The following is a 19584-nucleotide window of genomic DNA, read 5'->3' on the forward strand; positions in this document are numbered from 1 at the left end:
GGGGGCCGGGGGTAGCCTTCGGCCATGTCCTCCTTCGCCGAGAAGCCGCTGCTGCCGTTCACGACGCCGGCGGAGTGGGAGGCGTACCTCGCGGGCTCGCCGGATCCCGACGGCGTGCGGCTCCTGATCCGCAAGAAGGGCGCCGTCGATCCGGGCCTCACGCGGCAGGAGGCCCTGGATGTCGCCCTCTGCCACGGCTGGATCGACGGCCAGGCGGGCAGCCACGACACGCAGTTCTCGGTGCAGGCCTTCACGCCCCGTCGCCGCGCCAGCCCGTGGTCGATCGTCAACCGGGAGCACGTCGTGCGCCTCATCGAGGAGGGGCGGATGCGGCCGGCCGGCCAGGCGGAGATCGACCGCGCGAAGGCCGACGGGCGCTGGGATGCCGCCTACCGCCAGAAGGGCGTCGAGACCCCGGCCGATCTGCAGGCGGCGATCGACGCGGATCCCGCCGCGGCGGCCGCGTGGGCGGCGCTGGGCTCGACGGCGCGCTGGCCGTTCATCTTCCGGCTGACCTCGCTGAAGCGCGCCGAGACGCGCGAGCGACGGGTCCGCGAGTACGCGGCGCTGCTCGCGGCGGGCCGCACGCTGCGCTGAGCGCCCGCAGATACAGGCGCAGGCGGGGCTCGGCCGCCGGGCCTACGGCCAGGCGTCCGCCGGCGCCCGCACGACGTCGTAGTCGTGATAGTGCCAGTGGGCGCCGTTCTGGTAATGGCTGGAAGCCCAGGGCGAGGCCCAGATGGCCCGCTCGATCTGCTCGGTCGGGGCGGAGGCCGCGAAGCCGGCCGCGATCTCCGGGTAGCGTCCGCTGTTGAGGTTGTCGGCGGCCATCTCCGCGGCGATGTTCAGGTCGTCGTAGCTGCCGAGGCCGGAGCCGCCGCCCGAGCCGAAGCCGTTGTTGAGCGGGTTGTTCCGCTGCCACCAGTTCTTCTCGTAGTTCTCCTGCCGCATCCACCGCATCATGACGGTCACGTTCGACTGCGTCATCGGCCAGCCGCCGTAGAGCATGACGAGCTTCGCCCAGTCCTCGTTCGTGCCGCCCGCGATGAGCGCCTCGTAGCCGGGAGCGGTGCCGACCTCGTCGCGCGGGGCGACCCGCGCGGAGGCGACCGCGTCCGAGACCTGGAAGCTCTGCGCGTCGATGACGGCCTCCTCCTCGAAGGCCGGGAGGGCGACTCCCGGTGCCGCGACGGCGACGCTGCCGACGAGCGCGAAGGCGGCGAGCCCGGCTCCGATACGCGTCCGCGCGAGCGGCACACGGCCCATGCGCACGCCGGGACGCCGCCGGATGGGCGTCTGGGTGCGGCGGCGGGCGCTCGGCTGGGTGCGATTCGTCATGGGCGTGGCGGGGTGGCCCCCGTGTCAGCGTGCCAGGGTACTCCGCTCGCCTGGACGCGTCAGCCCTCCGGCGGCGCCTTCGGCACGTAGACCCAGGCGGCGCGACCCGAGACGAGCGCGACCTCGACGCGGCGGTAGGCGGCCTCCTCGTAGCGGTCCGCCGCCGCGAGCTCGGCATCGTCGAGCTCGAGCACGGCGCCCTCGACGCGCGATCCGGCGTCCGCATCGAGGAGAAGGCCAGGGTGGAGGTCGGTCCCGCTCGCGGCGATGACGGCCGGGTCGGTGATCCGCACCTCCCCGAGCCGGGCGCCCGCGAGCGCGTCCGGCGTCGTCGGGACGGCGCGGCCGAACAGCGCCTGCTGCACGCGATCGAGCCGGAGGGTGCCGAAGGAGAAGAGCGCGTGCGTCATGCCCTCACGCTAAGGCGGCGACCCGCGATCCCGCGCGGGCCGGACGAGCATCGGCGGCATGGTGCGGTCGACCTGGCGGCGAGCGGACCGGGAGGGGGCGCGACTAGGCCCGCACCGGCCGCACGCCGAGCCGGCCGGAGGGCTCGGGCGCGACGCGCACCGGCCAGCCGTAGACGCGCTCGAGCAGCGTCTCGTCGAGCGCCTCCGCCGGCGGGCCGTCGGCGACGATCCGGCCGCCCGAGAGGATCGCGATCCGGTCCGCGTAGGCCGCCGCGGCATCCAGGTCGTGCAGCACGACCAGCACCGCCGACCCGGCACGCGCCGCCGCACGGAGCACGCCGAGCACGGCCTCCTGGTGCGCGAGGTCGAGGGATGCGGTGGGCTCGTCGAGCAGGATCGTCGGCGACTCCTGCGCGAGCGCCCGCGCGAGCGCGACGCGCGCGCCCTCGCCGCCGGAGAGCTCGGTCACGGCGCGCTCCGCGAGGTGCTCGGCGTCGGCACGCGCGAGCCCCTCGGCGACGGCGCGCTCGTCGCCCGCCGACTCCGGCCTCCCCCGCCAGGGCGCGCGCGCGAGCGCGACGACCTCCCGCACGCGGAACGCGAAGGCGACGCGTTGGTGCTGCGTCATGACGGCCCGCCGCCGCGCGCGCTCCGGCACCGCGACGCCCGCGAGCGGCATCCCGTCGAGCAGCACCTCGCCCGCCTCGGGGGCGCGATCGCCCGCGAGCACCTCGAGCAGCGTCGACTTGCCGCTGCCGTTGGGTCCCACGACGGCGAGCAGCTCGCCGGGCCGGAGCACGAGGTCCGCGCCGTCGAGGACGACCCGCCCGCCGCGGCGCACGACGATCCCCCGCGCCTGGATGCCGCTCGCGGCATGCGCCGTGGCGACCGGCTCGACGGGCTCCGCGGCGCTCACGCCCAGGATCCCGTCGCGCGGCGCATCCGACGCAGGAGGTAGAAGAAGTAGGGCCCGCCGATGAGGGTCGTGAGCATCCCGATCGGCAGCTCGGCGCCCGGCACGACGGTCCGCGCGGTCGTGTCGGCGGCGAGCACGAGGAGCGCCCCGCCGAGGGCCGAGACGGCGAGGAGGGGGCGGTGCGCGGGGCCGATCGCCATGCGCACGATGTGCGGCACGACGAGCCCGACGAAGCCGATGATCCCGGTGAAGGCGACGGCGGTGCCGGTGAGGAGCGCGACGAGCACGATCGTCATGGTGCGGAGGCGCTCGACGTCGACGCCGAGATGCCCCGCCTCCCGCTCGCCGAGCGCGAGGGCGTCCAGTCGGCGCCCGAGCAGGACGGCGGCGACGATGCCGAGCAGCGCGATCGGGGCGAGGACCGCGAGCTCGTGCCAGCGCGTGCCGCCGAGGGTGCCGAGCTGCCAGAACACGATCTGCTCGCGGGTCGTCGTGTCGCCGAGGAAGGTCATGAGGGCGAGGCCGGCGCCCGAGAAGGCGGTGATCGCGATGCCGGTGAGCACGAGCGTGACGACCTCGGTGCGGCCCTCGGCGCGGGCGGTCGCGACGACGAAGAGTGTGGTGCCGAGGGCGGCGACGAAGGCGGCCGCGGCGACCGTCCAGCTGCCGAGCGCCGTCCAGCCGAGGACGATCGCGAGGGCGGCGCCGAGCGCGGCACCCGCCGAGACCCCGACGACGCCGGGGTCGGCGAGCGGGTTCGCGAACACGGCCTGCATGAGTCCGCCGCTCACGGCGAGCGCCGCGCCGACGAGGGCGGCGAGGAGGATGCGGGGCACGCGGATGGTCCAGACGGCGCCCGCCGAGGCCGGGTCGATGCCGTGCCCGGCGGATGCGGCATCGGGCCCGGCGAGGAGCACGCGGAGCGTCTCCCCCGGTGCGAGCGCCAGCTGCCCGGCACCCGCCGAGACGACGATCGCGAGGACGATGGCCCCGGCGAGCACGGCGGCGACCGCGCCGATGCGGATGCGGCGGGCGGCCCGGCCGACGGTCGCGGCGGCGCGCTGCGGCTCGGCTCTGGTCGCGGTCACCCGAGGACGATATCGCAGAAGTTAGGCAAGGCTAGCCTTTGACAACCGGCCTGGCCTCGCCATAGGGTCAGCCATGGATAGGTAAGGCATACCTACCCTAGCCGCATCTCGCGCGCCGAACCCGATCGGTCGCCGCATCCCGCACCCTCCGAATCTCGCCACAGGACGTCCACGCATGCCCACAGCACTCCGCACCCCCCTCGCCGCGCTCCTCGCGGCCGTGCTCGCGATCGGCGCCGCGCTCGGCGCCGGCCTCGCCCCGGCCGCGGCCGCCGACGGGCCGACCGTCTCCGTGTCGCCCTCGACCGGCATCGACCGGGACGTCGCGACCGTCCTCACGATCACGGGCGCGGGCTTCACCGGGCCGGGCGCCGCGAACGGCGCCTACGTCAACATCGGCACGGCCGACACCTGGCAGCCGGGCAGCGTCCCCGCCTCCTCCGGCTGGATCGCGAGCGGCTGGGTCCGCCCCGCCCAGATCGTCGACGGCGCCTTCACGACCACCCTCACCCTCCCTGCCGGCGCCGCCGCCGACGCCGCGCAGACCTACGGCGTCGCGACCTTCGCCGCCCACGGCCTCTCCGTCACCGACCGCACGCTCGACACCTGGAGCGCGCTCGCGTTCACGGCCGCCGCCCCGGACCCCGACCCCGAGCCTGAGCCTGAGCCGGAGCCCGCCCCTGCCGTCGACGCCGCCGTCTCCGTCTCCCCCTCGACCGGCATCGACCGCACCGCCGCGACCGTCCTCACCATCTCCGGCACCGGCTTCACCGGACCCGGCGCCGCGAACGGCGCCTACGTCAACCTCGGCACCAAGACGGCCTGGCAGCCCGGCCAGGTGCCCGGCCAGGCCGGCTGGATCGCGAGCGGCTGGGTCCGCCCCGCCCAGATCGTCGACGGCGCCTTCACCACGACCCTCACCCTCCCCGCCGGCGCCGCCGTCGACCCCGACGAGACCTACGGCGTCGCGACCTTCGCCGCCCACGCGCTCTCCGCGACCGACCGCAGCCTCGACACGTTCACGCCGCTCTCCTTCAAGGCCGCGCCGGCGCCGAAGATCACGGTGAGCCCCTCGACGGGCATCGACCGGGAGGCCGCGACCGTCCTCACGATCTCCGGGACCGGCTTCACGGGGGCGGGCGCCGCGAACGGCGCCTACGTCAACCTCGGCGCGGCCTCCTTCTGGGAGCCGGGCACGGTCCCGGCAGGGTCCGGCTGGATCGCGAGCGGCTGGGTCCGCCCCGCCCAGATCGTCGACGGCGCCTTCACCACGACCCTCACGCTTCCCGCGGGTGCCGCCGCCGACGTCGACGAGACCTACGGCGTCGCGACCTTCGCCGCCCACCAGCTCGCCTTCACCGACCGGTCGCTCGACACCTTCACGCCCATCGCCTTCCGCGCACCCGCGCCGAAGCCCAGCGTCACCGTGACGCCCTCCGCGGGCATCGACCGCGAGGCGGCGACCGTCCTCACCATCACCGGGGAGCACTTCACGGGCCCCGGCGCCGCGAACGGCGCCTACGTCAACATCGGCACCGACGCCTGGCAGCCCGGCCAGGTCCCCGGCCAGGCCGGCTGGATCGCGAGCGGCTGGGTCCGCCCCGCCCAGATCATCGACGGCGCCTTCACCACGACTCTCACCCTCCCGGCGGGCGCCGCCGCCGACCTCGACGAGACCTACGGCGTCGCGACCTTCGCCGCCCACGGGCTCTCCGTCACCGACCGCACGCTCGACACCTTCACGCCCATCGCCTTCGCCGCGCCCGCCGTGGCACCGAAGGTGACCGTGAGCCCCGCGCGTGACCTCGACCCCGCGGTCGCGACCGTCATCACCATCACGGGCTCCGGCTTCACCGGCCCCGGCGCCGCGAACGGCGCCTACGTCAACCTCGGCACCAAGGCGGCCTGGCAGCCGGGGCAGACCCCCGGCCAGGCCGGCTGGATCGCGAGCGGCTGGGTCCGCCCCGCCCAGATCGTCGACGGCACGTTCACGACCACGCTGACGCTGCCCGCCGGCGCGGCCGTCGACGCCGCCCAGGAGTACGGGGTCGCCACCTTCGCGGCCCACGGCCTCTCGATCACCGACCGCAGCCTCGACACCTGGACGCCGCTCGGCATCCGCGAGCCCGAGGTCGCCCCGACCGCGACCACCGCATCCCAGACGCTCTCCGCGAGCCGGGTCGAGGCCGGCGCCGAGCTCCGCATCCGCAGTGCCGTCCAGCCGGCCGAGGCGGTCGGCGAGCTCCGGCTCCTCGTCGACGGCGAGGTCGTCGAGACCTCCGAGTCGGGCGCCATCGACTACCGCACCTCGAAGCTCGCGATCGGCGCGCACACCGTGCAGACCGTCTTCGTCAGCGGCGATGCCGCCTGGGCCGGGTCCACGACGGCCCGCTCGACCGTGACCATCGTCCAGAAGGCGGGGCCGGAGAGCGGCACGAAGGTCGCCGGCGAGCTCCGCTGGGGCGTCAAGTCGAGCTTCCGCAGCTACGTGACGGGCGGCATCGCGAAGGGCGCCATCACCGTCTCGGGCGGGGCGGCCTCCGCCTCCGACGGCCGCTTCGTCTTCCCGCAGTCGCAGGCCGAGCTCGCCGACGACGCGCGCACCGGCAGCGCCGCCTTCCGGGGCGCGGTGCGCTTCACCGGCCACGAGGGCGCGCTCGACCTGACGATCGCCTCCCCCGCCGTCCGCGTCGTCTCGGCGACGCGCGGCGAGCTCACCGCGACCGTCGCGGGCTCGCGCATCGTCCTCGCCGACCTCGCGCTCGGCGGCGGCACCCGCTCGACGAGCGGCGGCGCGCTGCGCTACACGGGCGTCCCCGCGACCCTCACCGCGGCGGGCGTGTCCGCCTTCCAGGGCTTCTACCCCGCCGGCGAGCGCCTCGACCCCGTCTCCTTCACGATCGGCCGCAACTCGGCCGGGGTCGTCGGCGGCGGCTCGACGGGCCTCGTCGCGAGCGCCGCGGCCGACACCTCCTCCGCGATCCCGACGACCCCGCCCGCGACCACGGGGCTGGATGTCGAGTGGGGCGAGGGCGAGCTCGTCGCGGGCGACGAGGTGACGATCGGCGCGACCGGGTTCCGGCCCGGCGAGACCGGCATCAAGGTCGTCATCTACTCCGACCCCGTGCTGCTCGCGGACGACGTGACGGCGGACGCCTCGGGCGCCGCGAGCTGGACGGGCCGGCTCCCCGCGGGCCTCGAGGGCACGCACACGCTCACCATCCAGGGCTCGGTCGCGCGCGGTGCGGTCCTCGAGATCGGGACGCGCACGGCCGAGGGCTGCGCGGTCGGCTCCGCCGAGCTCGTCTGGGGCGTCAAGGCCTCCTTCCGCTCCTACATCTCCGGCTCCATCGCGAAGGGCGAGTGGACCACGAGCGGCGACGTCGCCTACGCGACCCCCGAGTTCACCTGGACGGGCGCGAGCGGCGACCTGGATGCGGCGGCCGGCTCCGGCCTCGTCGCCTTCGACGGCGCGATCCGCTTCACCGGCCACGGCGGCGTCCTCGACACCACCGTCGCGAACCCGGCGCTCGAGCTCGCGGGCGACACCGCGTACCTCCTGCTCGACGTCACGGGCGAGACGCAGGGCGGCGAGGCGGTGGCGGTCAAGGCCGTGCGCTTCGCGGAGCTCGACCTCTCGGAGGCGGTCGTCGCCGACGGCGTCTACACGGTCGAGGACGCCCCGGCGGCCCTCACGACGCAGGGCGCCGAGGCCTTCGGCACCTACGAGCCGGGCGAGGAGCTGGACCCGGTCGACCTGTCGATCCAGGTCGATGCCGACTGCGCCGCGGCCGACACCCCGGACGAGCCCGAGGCGCCCGCCGCGGCACCCGCCGACGACGCGGCCGCCGAGCTCGCGCCGGCCGCCGACCAGGGCGGCATCGACGGATGGCTGATCGCCGCGATCGCCCTCGCCGCGCTCATCGCCGCCGTCGTCCTCGTCCTCGCGATCCGCGCCCGCGGGCGGCGCGCATGAGCCGCTTCGAGCCGGAGGTCGCGACCGCCGTCCTGCGCCACATGAACGAGGACCACGGCCGCGACAGCCTCCAGATCGTGCAGGCGCACGGCGCCCCCGAGGCGATCGCCGCGAGCATGGTCGACCTCGACCGCGAGGCCGGGGTGTGGGATGTCGTCGAGCCCGAGGGCGGGCGCACCCTGCGGGTCGCGTGGCCGATCGAGGTGCGCGAGCGCGCCGACCTCCGCCGCGCCGTCGTCGAGCTGCACCGCATCGCGACCGGCGGGAACGACCCCCGCCACCGCGCCGCTGAGCAAACCGAGCACCCCCACCACGCCGAGACCGAGGAGTCCTGATGAGCGAGACCACGCAGCCCGAGCCGTTCAGCGCGCGGCTCCGCGCCCGCACCTGGTCGGGGCACGAGACCAGCGAGGGCGCGACCTTCATGGCCGAGCTGCTCGACGGGACCCGCGGCGCGGAGGACTACGCCGCCCTCGCGGCGCAGCACCTCCACATCTACCGCGCGATCGAGGAGACGGGGCGCCTGGCGGCGGTCCGCCTGCCCCTCGGCGGGCTCCTCGATCCGGCGCTCGAGCGCGTGCCGAGCATCGTCGCCGACCTGCGCCACCTCGGCGTCGACCCGGACGGCGATGACGGCATCCTCGCGGCGCTCCCCGCGACCGCCGAGTACGCGGCGCGCGTGCGGCAGACGGCGTCCGAGCCCGTCGCCTACCTCGCGCACCACTTCACGCGCTACCTCGGCGACCTCTCGGGCGGGCAGATCATCCGCACCCTCCTCCAGCGCCGCTTCGGCTACGAGGCCGACGGCGTGCGCTTCTACCGCTTCGAGGGCATCGAGAAGCCGAAGGCGTACAAGGACGAGTACCGCACCCGCCTCGATGCGCTCGCCGAGACGTGGAGCGGCGAGGAGCAGGAGACGATGATCGCCGAGGTGCTCCGCGCCTACGCCTTCAACACCGCCGTCTTCGGCGACCTGGCCCGTGCGCACGTCCTCGCCTGAGCGCCCCGGCATCCCCCGCCGCCCCGCCCGCCTCGGCGCGCTGCTCGCGGCGACCGCCGTCGTCGCGCTCCTCAGCGGCTGCATGGCGGGCTCCGGGGATGCCGTCGAAGCGGCGGAGGCGGGCACCGTCCGCCTCGCCGACGCGAGCCCGCTCGCCGACCCGCACGACTGGGAGGGCCCCTCGACGGCGCTGCTGCCCGGCGGCGGCTCGGCGCTGTCGGTCGAGGCGGGCGAGCCGGAGCTGCCCGCGACCGTCACCTCGCACGACCTGCAGGGCGAGCGGGAGGTGGAGGTCGACGCCGCCGAGCGGATCCTCGGCATCGACATCTCGGGCTCCGTCGCGCAGACGATCTTCGCGCTCGGCCTCGGCGAGCGCGTCGTCGGCCGCGACATCTCGACGACCATTCCGGAAGCGGCCGAGCTCCCCGTCGTGACCGGCGACGGCCACACGGTCGAGGCGGAGTCCGTCATCGCGCTCCAGCCGGACGTCGTCGTGACGGACGGCTCGATCGGCCCCGACGACGTCGTGCTGCAGCTGCGCGACGTCGGCATCTCAGTCGTCTACGTCGACCCGGGCACGGGGCTCGACGCGCCCGCCGAGCTGGCCCGCCAGGTCGGCGCCGCACTCGGCGTGCCCGACGCGGGCGAGGAGCTCGCGCGATCGCTCGACGAGGCGATCGAGGCGAAGGCCGCCGAGATCGCGGCCGTCGCGCCGGCGGACCCGGGCGATCGGCTCCGGATCGTGTTCCTCTACATCCGCGGCGGCAGCGGCATCTACTACCTGTTCGGCGCCGAGTCGGGCGCGGACTCGCTCATCGAGGCGCTCGGCGGCATCGACATCGCCGGCGAGCAGGGCTGGACGGGGATGCGGCCCATGACCGACGAGGCGCTCGTCGCCGCCGACCCCGACCTCATCCTCGTCATGACGCACGGGCTCGAGTCGACGGGCGGCGTCGAGGGCCTCCTCGAGGCGCAGCCGTCGGTCGCGCTCACGACCGCGGGCGAGAAGCGCCGCATCGTCGACATGGAGGACGGGCAGATCCTCGCCTTCGGGCCGCGCACCCCCGAGGTGCTCGACGCCCTCGCGGTCGCGATCTACGCTCCCGACGCGCGCTGAGCGCTCCGGGCGCCCGGCACCCGCATCCCGCCCACGCGCATCCCGTGAGGGGTCCGCACGCATCCCGTGAGGGGTCCCATATGACGACTTCGGGGCCGCGAAACCCGTCATATGGGACCCCTCACGGTGCGCGAACCGGCCCGTGCCGAGCTCGGGAGGCCGGGACGCGCGGTCAGTCGCGGCCGGGGCCGCCGCGCCCGTTGCCGGGACCGCCGCGGTCGCGGTCGCGACCCCGACCGCGGTCGTCGTCCTCGTCGTCGTCCTGCTTCGGCGGGGCCGGGAAGTAGCCGGGGACGTAGCGCATGAGCTCGGGGTCCGGCGCCGCGAAGGCGCCGCCGGGGAGGGAGGCGTCGACCCGCAGGGCGATCGGCCGGAAGATGGAGTGGCGCAGCAGCGCGGCGCTCCGCCCGTTGACGGCGGCGCTGCGCATCGCGACCTTGCCCTTCGCGTTGCCCACCCAGACGGCGGTCGCGGCGCGGGTCGAGGAGCCGACCATCCAGGTGTGGACCGACTCGTCGGTCGTGCCCGTCTTGCCGATGTAGGGCGTGCCGTCGTTCGGGTTGGAGGCGCCGGCCGTGCCGAACATGACCTGCTGCATCGCGTAGGCGGCCGTGTTCGCGACGCCCGGCTTCAGCGCCTGGTGGCACTTCGCATCCTCGCCGGGCAGCTCCGCGCCATCCGGTCCGACGACCTTCTCGACCGCGATCGGGTTGCAGAACACGCCCTTGTTCGCGATCGCCGCGTAGGCGGCCGCCTGCGTGATCGGCGCGATGTTGTTCTCGCATCCCCCGATGACGCAGGAGGGCAGCGTGGAGAGGTCGCTGCCGTCGGCGGCGCCCTTCGCCCGGTGCACGCCGATCGAGCGCGCGATGTCGCGGATGTCGCACTGGTCGAGCTTCTCGGCCATCTGCAGGAAGACGGAGTTGATGGAGGCGGCGGTGCCGGAGACGCCCGTGTAGCGGCCGGTCTCGTAGGCGTCGTTGCGGAACTTGTACTGCCCGCCCGAGGCGCCGTTGCAGCGGTCTGCGAAGGCCGCCTGATCGAGCGTCGTGATGCCGGCGTTGAAGCCCTCGTTGACGCTGTTGCCGGCATCCAGCCAGGCGAGCAGCGTGTACGGCTTGTAGGTGGAGCCGGGCTGGAACCCGGCCGAGCCGCCGTGCTCGAAGTCGCTCGTGTAGTTGACGGCGGTCGTGCCCTTCGCGGGCTTGCTGCGGTTGTCGAAGTCGCGGTTCTGGGCCATCGCGAGGATGCGGCCCGTCCCGACCTGGACGGTCACGGCCGCGGCACCCAGGTTGAAGGTGGCGGCGTTCGGGTCGGCGTACTGCCGCACCGTCTGGCGCGCCACCTTCTGCAGCCCGGAGCTCAGCGAGCCGTAGAGGGTGTAGCCGCCGTACTTCCAGTTCGCGAGGCGCTCCTCGGGGCTGTCGCCGAGCGACTCGAGGTGCGGCACGGAGCGGACCACGTAGTCGCAGAACCACTGGTAGTCCTTCTTCGCGGCGAAGCAGCCGTTCGACGGCTTGCTCTGCTTGAGGAACTTCTCGTCGACCGGGATCGCGATCGCCTCGTCGTGCTCCTCCTGGGTGATGTTCCCGTCGGCGAGCATGCGGTCGAGGATGAAGTCGCGGCGCGCCTGGTTGCGCTCGAAGTTCTTCGGGTTCTGGAGGCCGCGGGTGGTCGGGTTCTGCACGATCGCGATGAGGCTCGCCGCCTGCGCGTTCGTGATCTTCGAGGCGGGCCGCGAGAAGTACTGCTGCGCGGCCGCCTGCACGCCGTAGGTGTTGCCGCCGAAGTTCGCGATGTTGAGGTAGGCGGCGAGGATCTCGTCCTTCGAGTACGCCTTCTCGAGCCCGATCGCGAGCTTCATCTCGCGCAGCTTGCGGCCCGCGGTCGGCTCGGTCGCCTCCGCCTGGGCCGTCGCCCGCTCCTCCTCGGAGAGCGAGTCGTCGTTGAAGGCGCGCAGCAGCAGGATGTTGCGGACGGTCTGCATCGTGAGCGTCGAGGCGCCGCCGGTGTCCTTGCGCTTCGTGACGACGCCGACGAGCGCGCGGCCGACCGAGTTCGTGTCGATGCCGTTGTGCTCGTAGAAGCGGCGGTCCTCGCCCGAGATGGCCGCGAGCTTGAGCGCGTCGCTCATCTTCTCGAGCGGGATCTCCTCGCGGTTCTGGTCGTAGACCTGGGCGATCCGCATGGTGCCGCCGCCCGCCTTCTTGATCCGGATCTCGTTGCGCTGCTTCTGCTGGCCGATCTGGATGTACTCGGGCAGCGACTCGAAGACGCCGATGGTGCTCGAGGCGGCGCTGCCGGTGAGGACGACGGCGGGGGCGAGCATGACCGCGACGAGGGCGCCCGCGACGACCGAGGCGACGACGATCCCCGCGAGCGCGGCGAGCGTGCGGCGCAGTCGAGATCCGAGGTCCATGCCCGGAGGATACGTCAGCCCGCGGGGAGATTCACCCGGAATGGACCGCTCGGGTCACCCCAGTCCGGGGCGGCGCATCCCGGTGTGGGGAATGCCGTCCTCCTCGTAGAGCTCGCCGGTCGGCCGGAAGCCGAAGCGGCCGTACCAGTCGGCGAGGTGCGCCTGCGCCCCGAGCTCGATCGGGGAGGCCGGGGCGAGCTCCTCGCAGCGCTCGACGGCGGCCCGCATGAGCGTGCTCGCGACGCCGCGGCTGCGCGCCTCGAGCGCCGTCGCGACGCGCCCGATCCGCATCGCATCCCCCTCGTGCAGCACGCGGACGGTCGCGAGCACGCGACCGTCCTCCTCGGCCCAGAGCAGCTCCGCGCCGGGCTCGATGTCGCGGCCGTCGAGGTCCGGGTAGGCGGCGGCCTGCTCGACGATGAAGACCTGCACCCGCAGCTCGAGGATGCGGTACAGGGTCACGGGGTCCAGCTCGGCGGCGGGGGCGCGGCGGATGTCGACGGTCACGTGCCGACGCTAGCGGAGCGGCGGGGGCTCAGGCGTCGGTTCAGCCGCCGATGTCGCCGTTCTGCAGGACCGCCGGGCCCAGCCCGCCATCGGATGCGTGTCCGGCTCGGGATCTCCTGCAGAACAGGCGCACTCCGCCGACGGCTCGGACGAGGAGCGCGGGAATGACGAAGGCCCCCGCGATGCGGGGGCCTTCGGACTGTCTCAACCAGTGTGCGCCCGGAGGGATTCGAACCCCCAACCTTCTGATCCGTAGTCAGATGCTCTATCCGTTGAGCTACGGGCGCATGACCGGCAGAGCCGATCGGATGTCGCGAACGCAACCTGACGACGATATCACGGCACGAGGGGTACCCGATCCATCGATCGAGCTCACCGGCTCAGGCGGCGCCGGGCAGCCGACGCTGGGAGTGCCAGGTCTTCGCGACGATGCGGAAGCGCCCGTCGGCGCCCTGCACGAGGCTGAGATGGTCGACGAAGACCTCGTCGAGGATGCGCAGCCGCACCTTGACGACGGCGATCCGGGGCGAGAGCCAGTCGACGAGCAGCACCTCGTCGTGCCGGCTCTGGCCGGCATCGGCCGGCGAGCGGCGGCTGCGGACCTGCTCCCGCCACTCGGGGTAGGGCTCCGCGAGGAGCTCGCCGCCGTCCGCGTCGAAGAGCGAGGCGCGCGGGTCGAAGGCCGCGTCGAGGAGGTCGACGTCGCAGGCGTGGAGGGCGCGGAAATAGGTGTCGATCGTCTCGAGGAGAGCGGGCAGCGGGGCGGGCGCGGGGAGCTGCTCGTGCGAGGTCGGCTCGGTCGCGGCGGTGTCGGTCATGCCGCGACGCTACGGCCTCCCGCACCGCCGCCGACCGCATCCCGCCGTGTCTGGCAGGCCGTCGCGGGCCGACGGCAGGAACCCGTCGCCTCGCATCCGGCGCCGATCGCGTGGGAGGATGCCGGGCATGGCCCGGCCCGACATCGTCGACATCATGCGCTCGCTCGAGCCGCAGGTGCGGCAGGGCGAGGTCGTCTTCGCGATCGGCGACGGCCTCCCGCCCGAGGTCGAGGTACTCGCGAGCGTCCGCGAGCCCGAGGGCCTGTCGGTCGTGATGAGCCGGGCCGAGGCGGACGCCCGCGGCATCTCCTACGACTTCGTCGGCGCCTGGATCACCCTCTCGGTCGACTCGGCGCTCGACCTCGTGGGGCTCACCGCGGCCGTCTCGGGCGCGCTCGCGAACGCGAGCATCCCCTGCAACGTCATCGCGGGCCTCCGCCACGACCATCTCGTGGTGCCCGTGCACCGAGCCGACGACGCGCTCACGATCCTCCGGCGCCTCGCGGCCCAGCCCCGCCGACGCTGACGGCGGCGCTCGCGCCCGCGCCACCGCCTCCCGGTCCCGGCCCATCGGGGCGCGCCCCGCGCGTGAGGGGTCCCGAATGACCGGTTCGGGCACCCGAATCCCGTCATATGGGACCCCTCACGGCGTCCGGCCGACCGGAGCTCGACGGGGGCGCGGGACGGGCGCGCGCGGGACGGCCGTGTGCGGCTAGCGCAGCCCGAGGGCGGCGAGGCCCAGCTGCAGGAGCGGCACGAGGAGCACGAGCGCCACCCCGCCGAGCACCAGCCACAGCCCGGCGCGCCGGAGCGAGCGCCGTCGGTCCGCCCGCAGACGGGAGGTCACGGGCAGCAGGGCGGCGGCGAGCACGGGGACGCCGACCGCGAAGCCGATGACGCCGAGCTGCTGCACGGTGCGGCCGATGATCGCGAGGACGTCCACCCGCGCGACCCTACGCGACGACCCGGTCTGTCCTCCTGAGCGCGGACCGGCGCCGCCCGCGCGCCCGCACGGCGGGACGAGCGCGCGTCCCCCCGCCCTCGCGCACCCGCCGCACCCAGGATGTCGCCCCGCCGAATCCGCGCGAGCCGGTTCCGACGGGTGCCGCGAGTGCGCAAGACTGGTCCCCGCGCACCGACGCGCATCCCTGCCGATGCACCCCGCACCACATCCCGCGAACCACCCGAGACCAAGCGAAGGACCGATGCGCACCCCGCTGCCGCTGGACGCCGCCCGCGCCATCCTCTACGACCTCGACGGGGTCCTCACCCCGACCGCCGAGGTGCACATGCGCGCCTGGGCGCGGCTCTTCACCGAGTATCTCGCCGCCCGCGGCGACGCGCGCCCGTACACGGATGCCGACTACTTCTCGTACATCGACGGCCGACCCCGCTACGACGGCGTCCGCGCGATGCTCGCCTCGCGCGACATCACGCTGCCCGAGGGCGAGCCGACCGACTCCGCCGAGGCGGAGACCGTCTGCGGGCTCGGCAACCGCAAGAACGCGGCCTTCACGAGCGAGCTCGAGGAGCACGGCGTCGCCCCGTACCCGGGCTCGGTCGCGTTCCTGGATGCGGGCCTCGCCGCCGGCATCCGCGCGGCGGTCGTCTCGAGCTCGGCGAACGCGGTCCCGGTGCTGCGCGCCGCAGGCCTCCTCGACCGGGTCGAGCTCGTCGTCGACGCGCAGGTCGCCCGCGCCGAGCGGCTGCCCGGCAAGCCCGCGCCCGACACCTACCTCCACGCGGCGAGCGCCCTCGGCATCGCCCCGGAGCACTGCGTCGTCGTCGAGGACGCCCACTCCGGCGTCGAGGCGGGCGCCCGCGGCGGCTTCGGCCTGGTGCTGGGCGTGAACCGCGGCGTCGGCGCCGACACTCTGACGGCCTCGGGCGCCGACCTCGTGGTCGACGACCTGGCCGAGCTGACCCACGTGCTCGTCGGCGCATCCCGCCGCGACGGAGAGGACTGACCGTGCACCGCATCACCGCCGACCCCATGGACCGCACGCGGTTCCCCGTCGACGAGTGGTCGCTCATCGAGAGCGAGCTCCGCCGCGACGACCTCGGCGCCGTCGAGACCCTGTTCGCCGTGGGGAACGGCTATTTCGGGATGCGCGGCAACTTCGACGAGGGCCGCGACAGCCACATGGACGGCACCTTCGTCAACGGCTTCCACGAGACCTGGTCGATCCGCCACGCGGAGGAGGCCTACGGCTTCGCGCGGGTCGGGCAGACGATCGTCAACGTGCCGGATGCGAAGATCATCCGCCTCTACGTCGACGACGAGCCCTTCGTGCCCTTCGAGGCCGACATCACCGAGTACCGCCGCGCGCTCGACCTGAAGACGGGCGTCCTGACGCGCGAGCTCGTGTGGCGCACCCCGAGCGGCAAGCACGTGCGCATCCGCTCGCGCCGCATGGTCTCCTTCGTGGAGCGGCACCTCGGCGTCATCGACTACGAGGTGACGGTGCTCGACGCGCACGCCTCGGTGCTCATCTCGAGCCAGATGCTCAACCGCCAGGACGCGACCGACGAGTACCGCGCGAAGCCGCTCTCGGGCGACGAGGACTTCGACCCGCGCAAGGCGGAGTCCCTGACGGAGCGCGTCCTCATCCCGCAGCTCAGCCGCGAGCGCGGCGGGCGCTACCTGCTCGGCTACCGCGCCGCGAACTCCCGGATGACGGTCGCGGCGGGCATGGACCACCGCTTCGAGACGCTCGACGAGTGGGAGCAGTCGGCCCACCTCGACCAGGATCACGCGAAGCAGGTGTACCGGATCCGCGCGACGCCCGGCACGACCGCCCGCCTCACGAAGACGGTCACGTACCACTCCTCCCGCGGGGTGCCGACGCGCGAGCTCGCGGACCGCTGCGACCGCACGCTCGACCGCGCCGCCGAGGCGGGGGCCGTGCAGCTCTTCGCCGATCAGGCGGCATGGCTCGCCGACTTCTGGGAGCGCTCCGACGTCCGCATCGGGGGCGCCCCCGACATCCAGCAGGCGACGCGCTGGAACCTGTTCCAGCTCGCACAGGCGAGCGTGCGGACCGACGGCGGCGGCATCGCCGCGAAGGGCGTCTCGGGCTCCGGCTACGGCGGCCACTACTTCTGGGACGCGGAGATCTACGCGCTCCCCTTCTTCAGCTACACGACCCCCGATGTGGCGCGCAACGCGCTGCGCTTCCGGCTCGGGATGCTGCCGGCCGCCCGCGAGCGCGCCGCCGAGCTGAACCAGCGCGGCGCCCTGTTCCCGTGGCGGACCATCAACGGCCTCGAGTCGAGCGCGTACTACGCGGCGAGCACCGCGCAGTACCACATCGACGCCGACATCGCGCATGCGCTCATGCAGTACGTCAACGCGACGGGCGACCTCGACTTCGTGGCGCGCGGGGCGATCGACATCCTCGTGGAGACGGCCCGCATGTGGGCGGATCTGGGCTTCTGGCGGGGCAACGGCGTGCGCGGCTTCCACATCCACGGCGTCACCGGCCCCGACGAGTACACGACGGTCGTCAACGACAACCTGTACACGAACGTCATGGCGAAGGCGAACCTCCAGGCGGCCGTCGACATGTGCGACCGGCTGCTCCGCGACGACCCCGACGCCTACGCGCGGATGGCGCTGCGCGTCGACCTCGACACGGCGGAGCTCGCGGAGTGGCGGGATGCGGCCCAGGCGATGCACATCCCCTACGACGAGGGCCTGGGGGTGCACCCGCAGGACGCGCAGTTCCTGGAGCGCGAGCTCTGGGATCTCGACAACACCCCCGACGACAAGCGGCCGCTGCTGCTGCACTACCACCCGCTCGTCATCTACCGCTTCCAGGTGCTCAAGCAGGCGGATGTCGTGCTCGCGCTCTGGCTGCAGGGCCACGAGTTCACGGCCGAGGAGAAGCGCCGAGACTTCGAGTACTACGACGCCCTGACCACCGGCGACTCGACGCTGTCGGCGGTCGTGCAGTCGATCGTGGCGGCGGAGGTCGGCTACGCGCACCTCGCGATCGACTACTTCACCTCCGCCATCTACGTCGATCTCGCGAACCTGCACCGCAACACGGCGGACGGCATCCACGTCGCGTCCACCGGCGGCGTGTGGAGCGCGCTGACGAACGGCTTCGGCGGGATGCGGGATCGGGACGGGCAGCTCGACTTCGATCCGCGCCTCCCGGAGGCCTGGACGGAGCTGGCGTTCTCCATCGCGCTGCGCGGCTCGCGGCTGCGGGTCACGCTGACGCGCGAGGCGATCGCCTTCGAGATCGCGTCCGGCGAGGCCGTGACGGTCTCGGTGCGCGGCTCCGCCGTCGTCGTGATGCCGGGCCAGCCGGTCTCGGTGCCGCTCGCGCATCAGGGGGTCGTCATCGAGGGGACGCCCGCCTCGGCCGACATCGCGGGCCAGCGGCGCCCGGACGGCTCGGTCATCACGGCGAGCATCCCCGCGCCGCTCGTCGGCGAGGAGCCCGAGTAGCCACGAGCCGGGTGGCGGCTGAGACCCTGGCGACGGGGCCGTCGCGCTGCGCGAGACTGCCGTCATGGTCGAGGACATGACGGATGACGAGAAGCGGCACGATCAGCTGACCCGCGCCCCCAAGTCGGACGAACGGGATGCGGCGCCGCGCATCGAGACGAGCGAGGGCGAGGACGGCCGGACCCGGATCGACGTCGCCGACACGGCGAGCGTGCGCCCCGGGAAGACGGTCCGCGAGGACGACTGAGCCGCCCGGGTGCTCGCGGGTGCGATGTCACACTTCGCGTCGTGCCGGGCATCTCCCTGTGACGGCGGAGGTCCCGCCGTCGCAGATGGATGGGGCAGGCATGAGCAAGCGCAGCGTTGATGAGGTCCTGTCGGGCAGCAACCCGACCTTCGTCCCCTCGGTCGCGACGGAGGCGGCGCTCGACGCGCTCGTCCTCGAGTCGCGCAACGCGGGGTCCGGGCGTGGAGGCAGACGGCGGAAGCAGCTGCTCTGGCTCGTCCCGGGAGCGGTGATCGCGGCGGGCGCGTTGACCGCCGGCGCCGTCGTGGCCGAGCAGATGACGCGGCTGGACGTGCCCATCGCGGTCGAGTACACGACCGACACGGGCGTGACGGTGTCCTGCACCGCCCACATCTCGAGCTCCCTCTTCTCGCCGCGGCTCGCGGACGTCGCCGAGTACTACTCGACGCACGAGTTCGCCGCCGACGGGATCGGCCAGCGCATCTACGACTACGCGCTCGTCCTCGCCGGGGACGAGCAGGGCACCCCGGCCGACCTCCCCGACTCCGTGGGCTGGCTCCCCGGCGACGGGAGCAGTCCCGACTGGGAGCCCCTGCCGGACCGCAGCGCGCTCACCGAGTCGATGCTGAACTTCATCGTGCTCGATGTCGAGAACGAGCTCGGACTGTCGTCGGGCCAGAGCGGCGCGGCCGAGCTGCAGACCGACTGCGCGGGACAGCTGCATTGACCGGCGCGGCGACGATGTCGACTCCAGCGCGGGTGAGCGCAGATCTGACGGAGGCGTTCCGGCGCGAGGCGGGCGGCCTGCTGGGGTTCTTCATCAAGCGCGGCGTTCCAGCGGAGGACGCCGCCGACCTGGTGAGCGACACGTTCCTCGCAGCCTGGCAGTCCAGCCGGACGAGCACGGTCGAGCCGGATCTGCTTCGCGCCTGGCTGTTCGGCATCGCCCGGAAGACGATGTCCAGGTACCGTCGCGGACGGGGCCGGCGCTCCGCGTTGAGCGACCGTCTGCGGACGACGCTCGCGGCAGAGCTCGACACCCGGCAGGCCTCTGCCGCGGACGATCACGAACTGGAGCATGTCCGCTCGCTGATCGCCCGCCTCCCCGAGATCGACCAGGAGATCGTGCGCCTGGTCTACTGGGACGGCTTCACGCAGGAGGAGGTCGCGACGGTGCTCGGCAGGCCGGCCCCCGCGATCCGCGCCCGCCTCTCCCGCGCGCGGAAGGTGCTGCGAGATCAGCTGGCGGAGACCGGCGACATCGAGTGACGCGGCGCGGCACGCCCTGG

Annotated in this window: 19 protein-coding genes and 1 tRNA gene; 11 read left to right on the forward strand and 9 right to left on the reverse strand. The window is 73.9% G+C overall.

The window, feature by feature from the left end; genetic code table 11:
• The first annotated feature begins 24 nt into the window (after positions 1 to 24).
• Positions 25 to 597, forward strand: a complete 573-nt coding sequence (locus OF852_RS08965) for a YdeI/OmpD-associated family protein (protein ID WP_271118824.1) — start codon at positions 25 to 27, stop codon at positions 595 to 597.
• Between the two features lie 42 nt (positions 598 to 639).
• Here the strand turns inward: OF852_RS08965 and OF852_RS08970 are convergent, their stop codons facing one another.
• From OF852_RS08970 to OF852_RS08985, 4 genes are all read right to left on the reverse strand, one after another.
• Positions 640 to 1338: a hypothetical protein gene (locus OF852_RS08970; protein WP_271118825.1), complete on the reverse strand. Its 699-nt coding sequence runs from the start codon at positions 1336 to 1338 to the stop codon at positions 640 to 642.
• Between the two features lie 59 nt (positions 1339 to 1397).
• Positions 1398 to 1748: a gamma-glutamylcyclotransferase family protein gene (locus OF852_RS08975; protein WP_271118826.1), complete on the reverse strand. Its 351-nt coding sequence runs from the start codon at positions 1746 to 1748 to the stop codon at positions 1398 to 1400.
• A gap of 103 nt (positions 1749 to 1851) precedes the next feature.
• Positions 1852 to 2664 carry a heme ABC transporter ATP-binding protein gene (locus OF852_RS08980; RefSeq protein ID WP_271118827.1) on the reverse strand — a complete coding sequence of 271 codons (813 nt, stop codon included), beginning with the start codon at positions 2662 to 2664 and terminating at the stop codon, positions 1852 to 1854.
• Complete coding sequence (locus tag OF852_RS08985; RefSeq protein WP_271118828.1) at positions 2661 to 3752, reverse strand: FecCD family ABC transporter permease; 1092 nt, start codon at positions 3750 to 3752, stop codon at positions 2661 to 2663. The genes OF852_RS08980 and OF852_RS08985 overlap by 4 nt, the downstream gene beginning before the upstream one ends.
• 175 nt (positions 3753 to 3927) lie before the next feature.
• Between OF852_RS08985 and OF852_RS08990 the strand changes: the two genes are divergently transcribed.
• From OF852_RS08990 to OF852_RS09005, 4 genes are read left to right on the forward strand one after another with little or no spacing between them, the layout of a single operon-like run.
• Positions 3928 to 7728: an HtaA domain-containing protein gene (locus OF852_RS08990; protein ID WP_271118829.1), complete on the forward strand. Its 3801-nt coding sequence runs from the start codon at positions 3928 to 3930 to the stop codon at positions 7726 to 7728.
• Entirely contained in the window at positions 7725 to 8063 is a 339-nt protein-coding gene (locus tag OF852_RS08995; protein WP_271118830.1) for a DUF2470 domain-containing protein, read from the forward strand. The genes OF852_RS08990 and OF852_RS08995 overlap by 4 nt, the downstream gene beginning before the upstream one ends.
• Positions 8063 to 8728, forward strand: coding sequence for a biliverdin-producing heme oxygenase (locus OF852_RS09000; RefSeq protein ID WP_271118831.1), 666 nt, complete (start codon positions 8063 to 8065; stop codon positions 8726 to 8728). The genes OF852_RS08995 and OF852_RS09000 overlap by 1 nt, the downstream gene beginning before the upstream one ends.
• On the forward strand, positions 8709 to 9845 hold the full coding sequence (locus OF852_RS09005) for a heme/hemin ABC transporter substrate-binding protein (protein WP_333781457.1): 1137 nt from the start codon (positions 8709 to 8711) through the stop codon (positions 9843 to 9845). Before OF852_RS09000 ends, OF852_RS09005 begins: the two co-directional genes overlap by 20 nt.
• 172 nt (positions 9846 to 10017) lie before the next feature.
• On the opposite strand, the gene OF852_RS09010 is transcribed toward OF852_RS09005, so the two are convergent.
• The 4 genes from OF852_RS09010 to OF852_RS09025 all read right to left on the reverse strand — a co-directional run bounded on the left by OF852_RS09010 (position 10018) and on the right by OF852_RS09025 (position 13589).
• The gene (locus OF852_RS09010) at positions 10018 to 12264 is read right to left on the reverse strand and encodes a transglycosylase domain-containing protein (RefSeq protein ID WP_271118832.1); all 2247 of its coding nucleotides are present in this window, start codon (positions 12262 to 12264) and stop codon (positions 10018 to 10020) included.
• A gap of 54 nt (positions 12265 to 12318) precedes the next feature.
• Positions 12319 to 12771, reverse strand: a complete 453-nt coding sequence (locus OF852_RS09015; RefSeq protein WP_271118833.1) for a GNAT family N-acetyltransferase — start codon at positions 12769 to 12771, stop codon at positions 12319 to 12321.
• 214 nt (positions 12772 to 12985) lie between these two features.
• Positions 12986 to 13058: transfer RNA gene (locus tag OF852_RS09020), tRNA-Arg, on the reverse strand.
• A gap of 93 nt (positions 13059 to 13151) precedes the next feature.
• Complete coding sequence (locus OF852_RS09025; protein WP_271118834.1) at positions 13152 to 13589, reverse strand: nuclear transport factor 2 family protein; 438 nt, start codon at positions 13587 to 13589, stop codon at positions 13152 to 13154.
• 127 nt (positions 13590 to 13716) lie between these two features.
• Here OF852_RS09025 and OF852_RS09030 point away from each other — a divergent pair, with 127 nt between their 5' ends.
• On the forward strand, positions 13717 to 14115 hold the full coding sequence (locus OF852_RS09030) for an ACT domain-containing protein (RefSeq protein ID WP_271118835.1): 399 nt from the start codon (positions 13717 to 13719) through the stop codon (positions 14113 to 14115).
• Positions 14116 to 14301: 186 nt separating this feature from the next.
• On the opposite strand, the gene OF852_RS09035 is transcribed toward OF852_RS09030, so the two are convergent.
• Complete coding sequence (locus OF852_RS09035) at positions 14302 to 14532, reverse strand: hypothetical protein (RefSeq protein WP_271118836.1); 231 nt, start codon at positions 14530 to 14532, stop codon at positions 14302 to 14304.
• Between the two features lie 262 nt (positions 14533 to 14794).
• On the opposite strand from OF852_RS09035, the gene OF852_RS09040 reads away from it, so the two are divergent.
• From OF852_RS09040 to OF852_RS09060, 5 genes are all read left to right on the forward strand, one after another.
• A complete protein-coding gene (locus tag OF852_RS09040) occupies positions 14795 to 15556 on the forward strand; it encodes an HAD family hydrolase (RefSeq protein ID WP_271118837.1) in 762 nt (253 codons plus the stop codon).
• Positions 15557 to 15582: 26 nt separating this feature from the next.
• On the forward strand, positions 15583 to 18048 hold the full coding sequence (locus tag OF852_RS09045; protein ID WP_271121150.1) for a glycoside hydrolase family 65 protein: 2466 nt from the start codon (positions 15583 to 15585) through the stop codon (positions 18046 to 18048).
• A gap of 64 nt (positions 18049 to 18112) precedes the next feature.
• Complete coding sequence (locus OF852_RS09050) at positions 18113 to 18295, forward strand: multidrug transporter (RefSeq protein ID WP_271118838.1); 183 nt, start codon at positions 18113 to 18115, stop codon at positions 18293 to 18295.
• A 100-nt stretch (positions 18296 to 18395) separates the two neighbouring features.
• Positions 18396 to 19022, forward strand: coding sequence for a hypothetical protein (locus OF852_RS09055; RefSeq protein ID WP_271118839.1), 627 nt, complete (start codon positions 18396 to 18398; stop codon positions 19020 to 19022).
• A gap of 32 nt (positions 19023 to 19054) precedes the next feature.
• Positions 19055 to 19564 (forward strand): RNA polymerase sigma factor, encoded by a 510-nt coding sequence (locus OF852_RS09060; protein WP_271118840.1) that lies wholly within the window; start codon positions 19055 to 19057, stop codon positions 19562 to 19564.
• Positions 19565 to 19584: the final 20 nt, after the last annotated feature.

It is taken from the genome of Homoserinibacter sp. YIM 151385, from assembly GCF_027912415.1.
In the GTDB taxonomy this organism is placed as follows: Bacteria; Actinomycetota; Actinomycetes; order Actinomycetales; family Microbacteriaceae; genus Schumannella.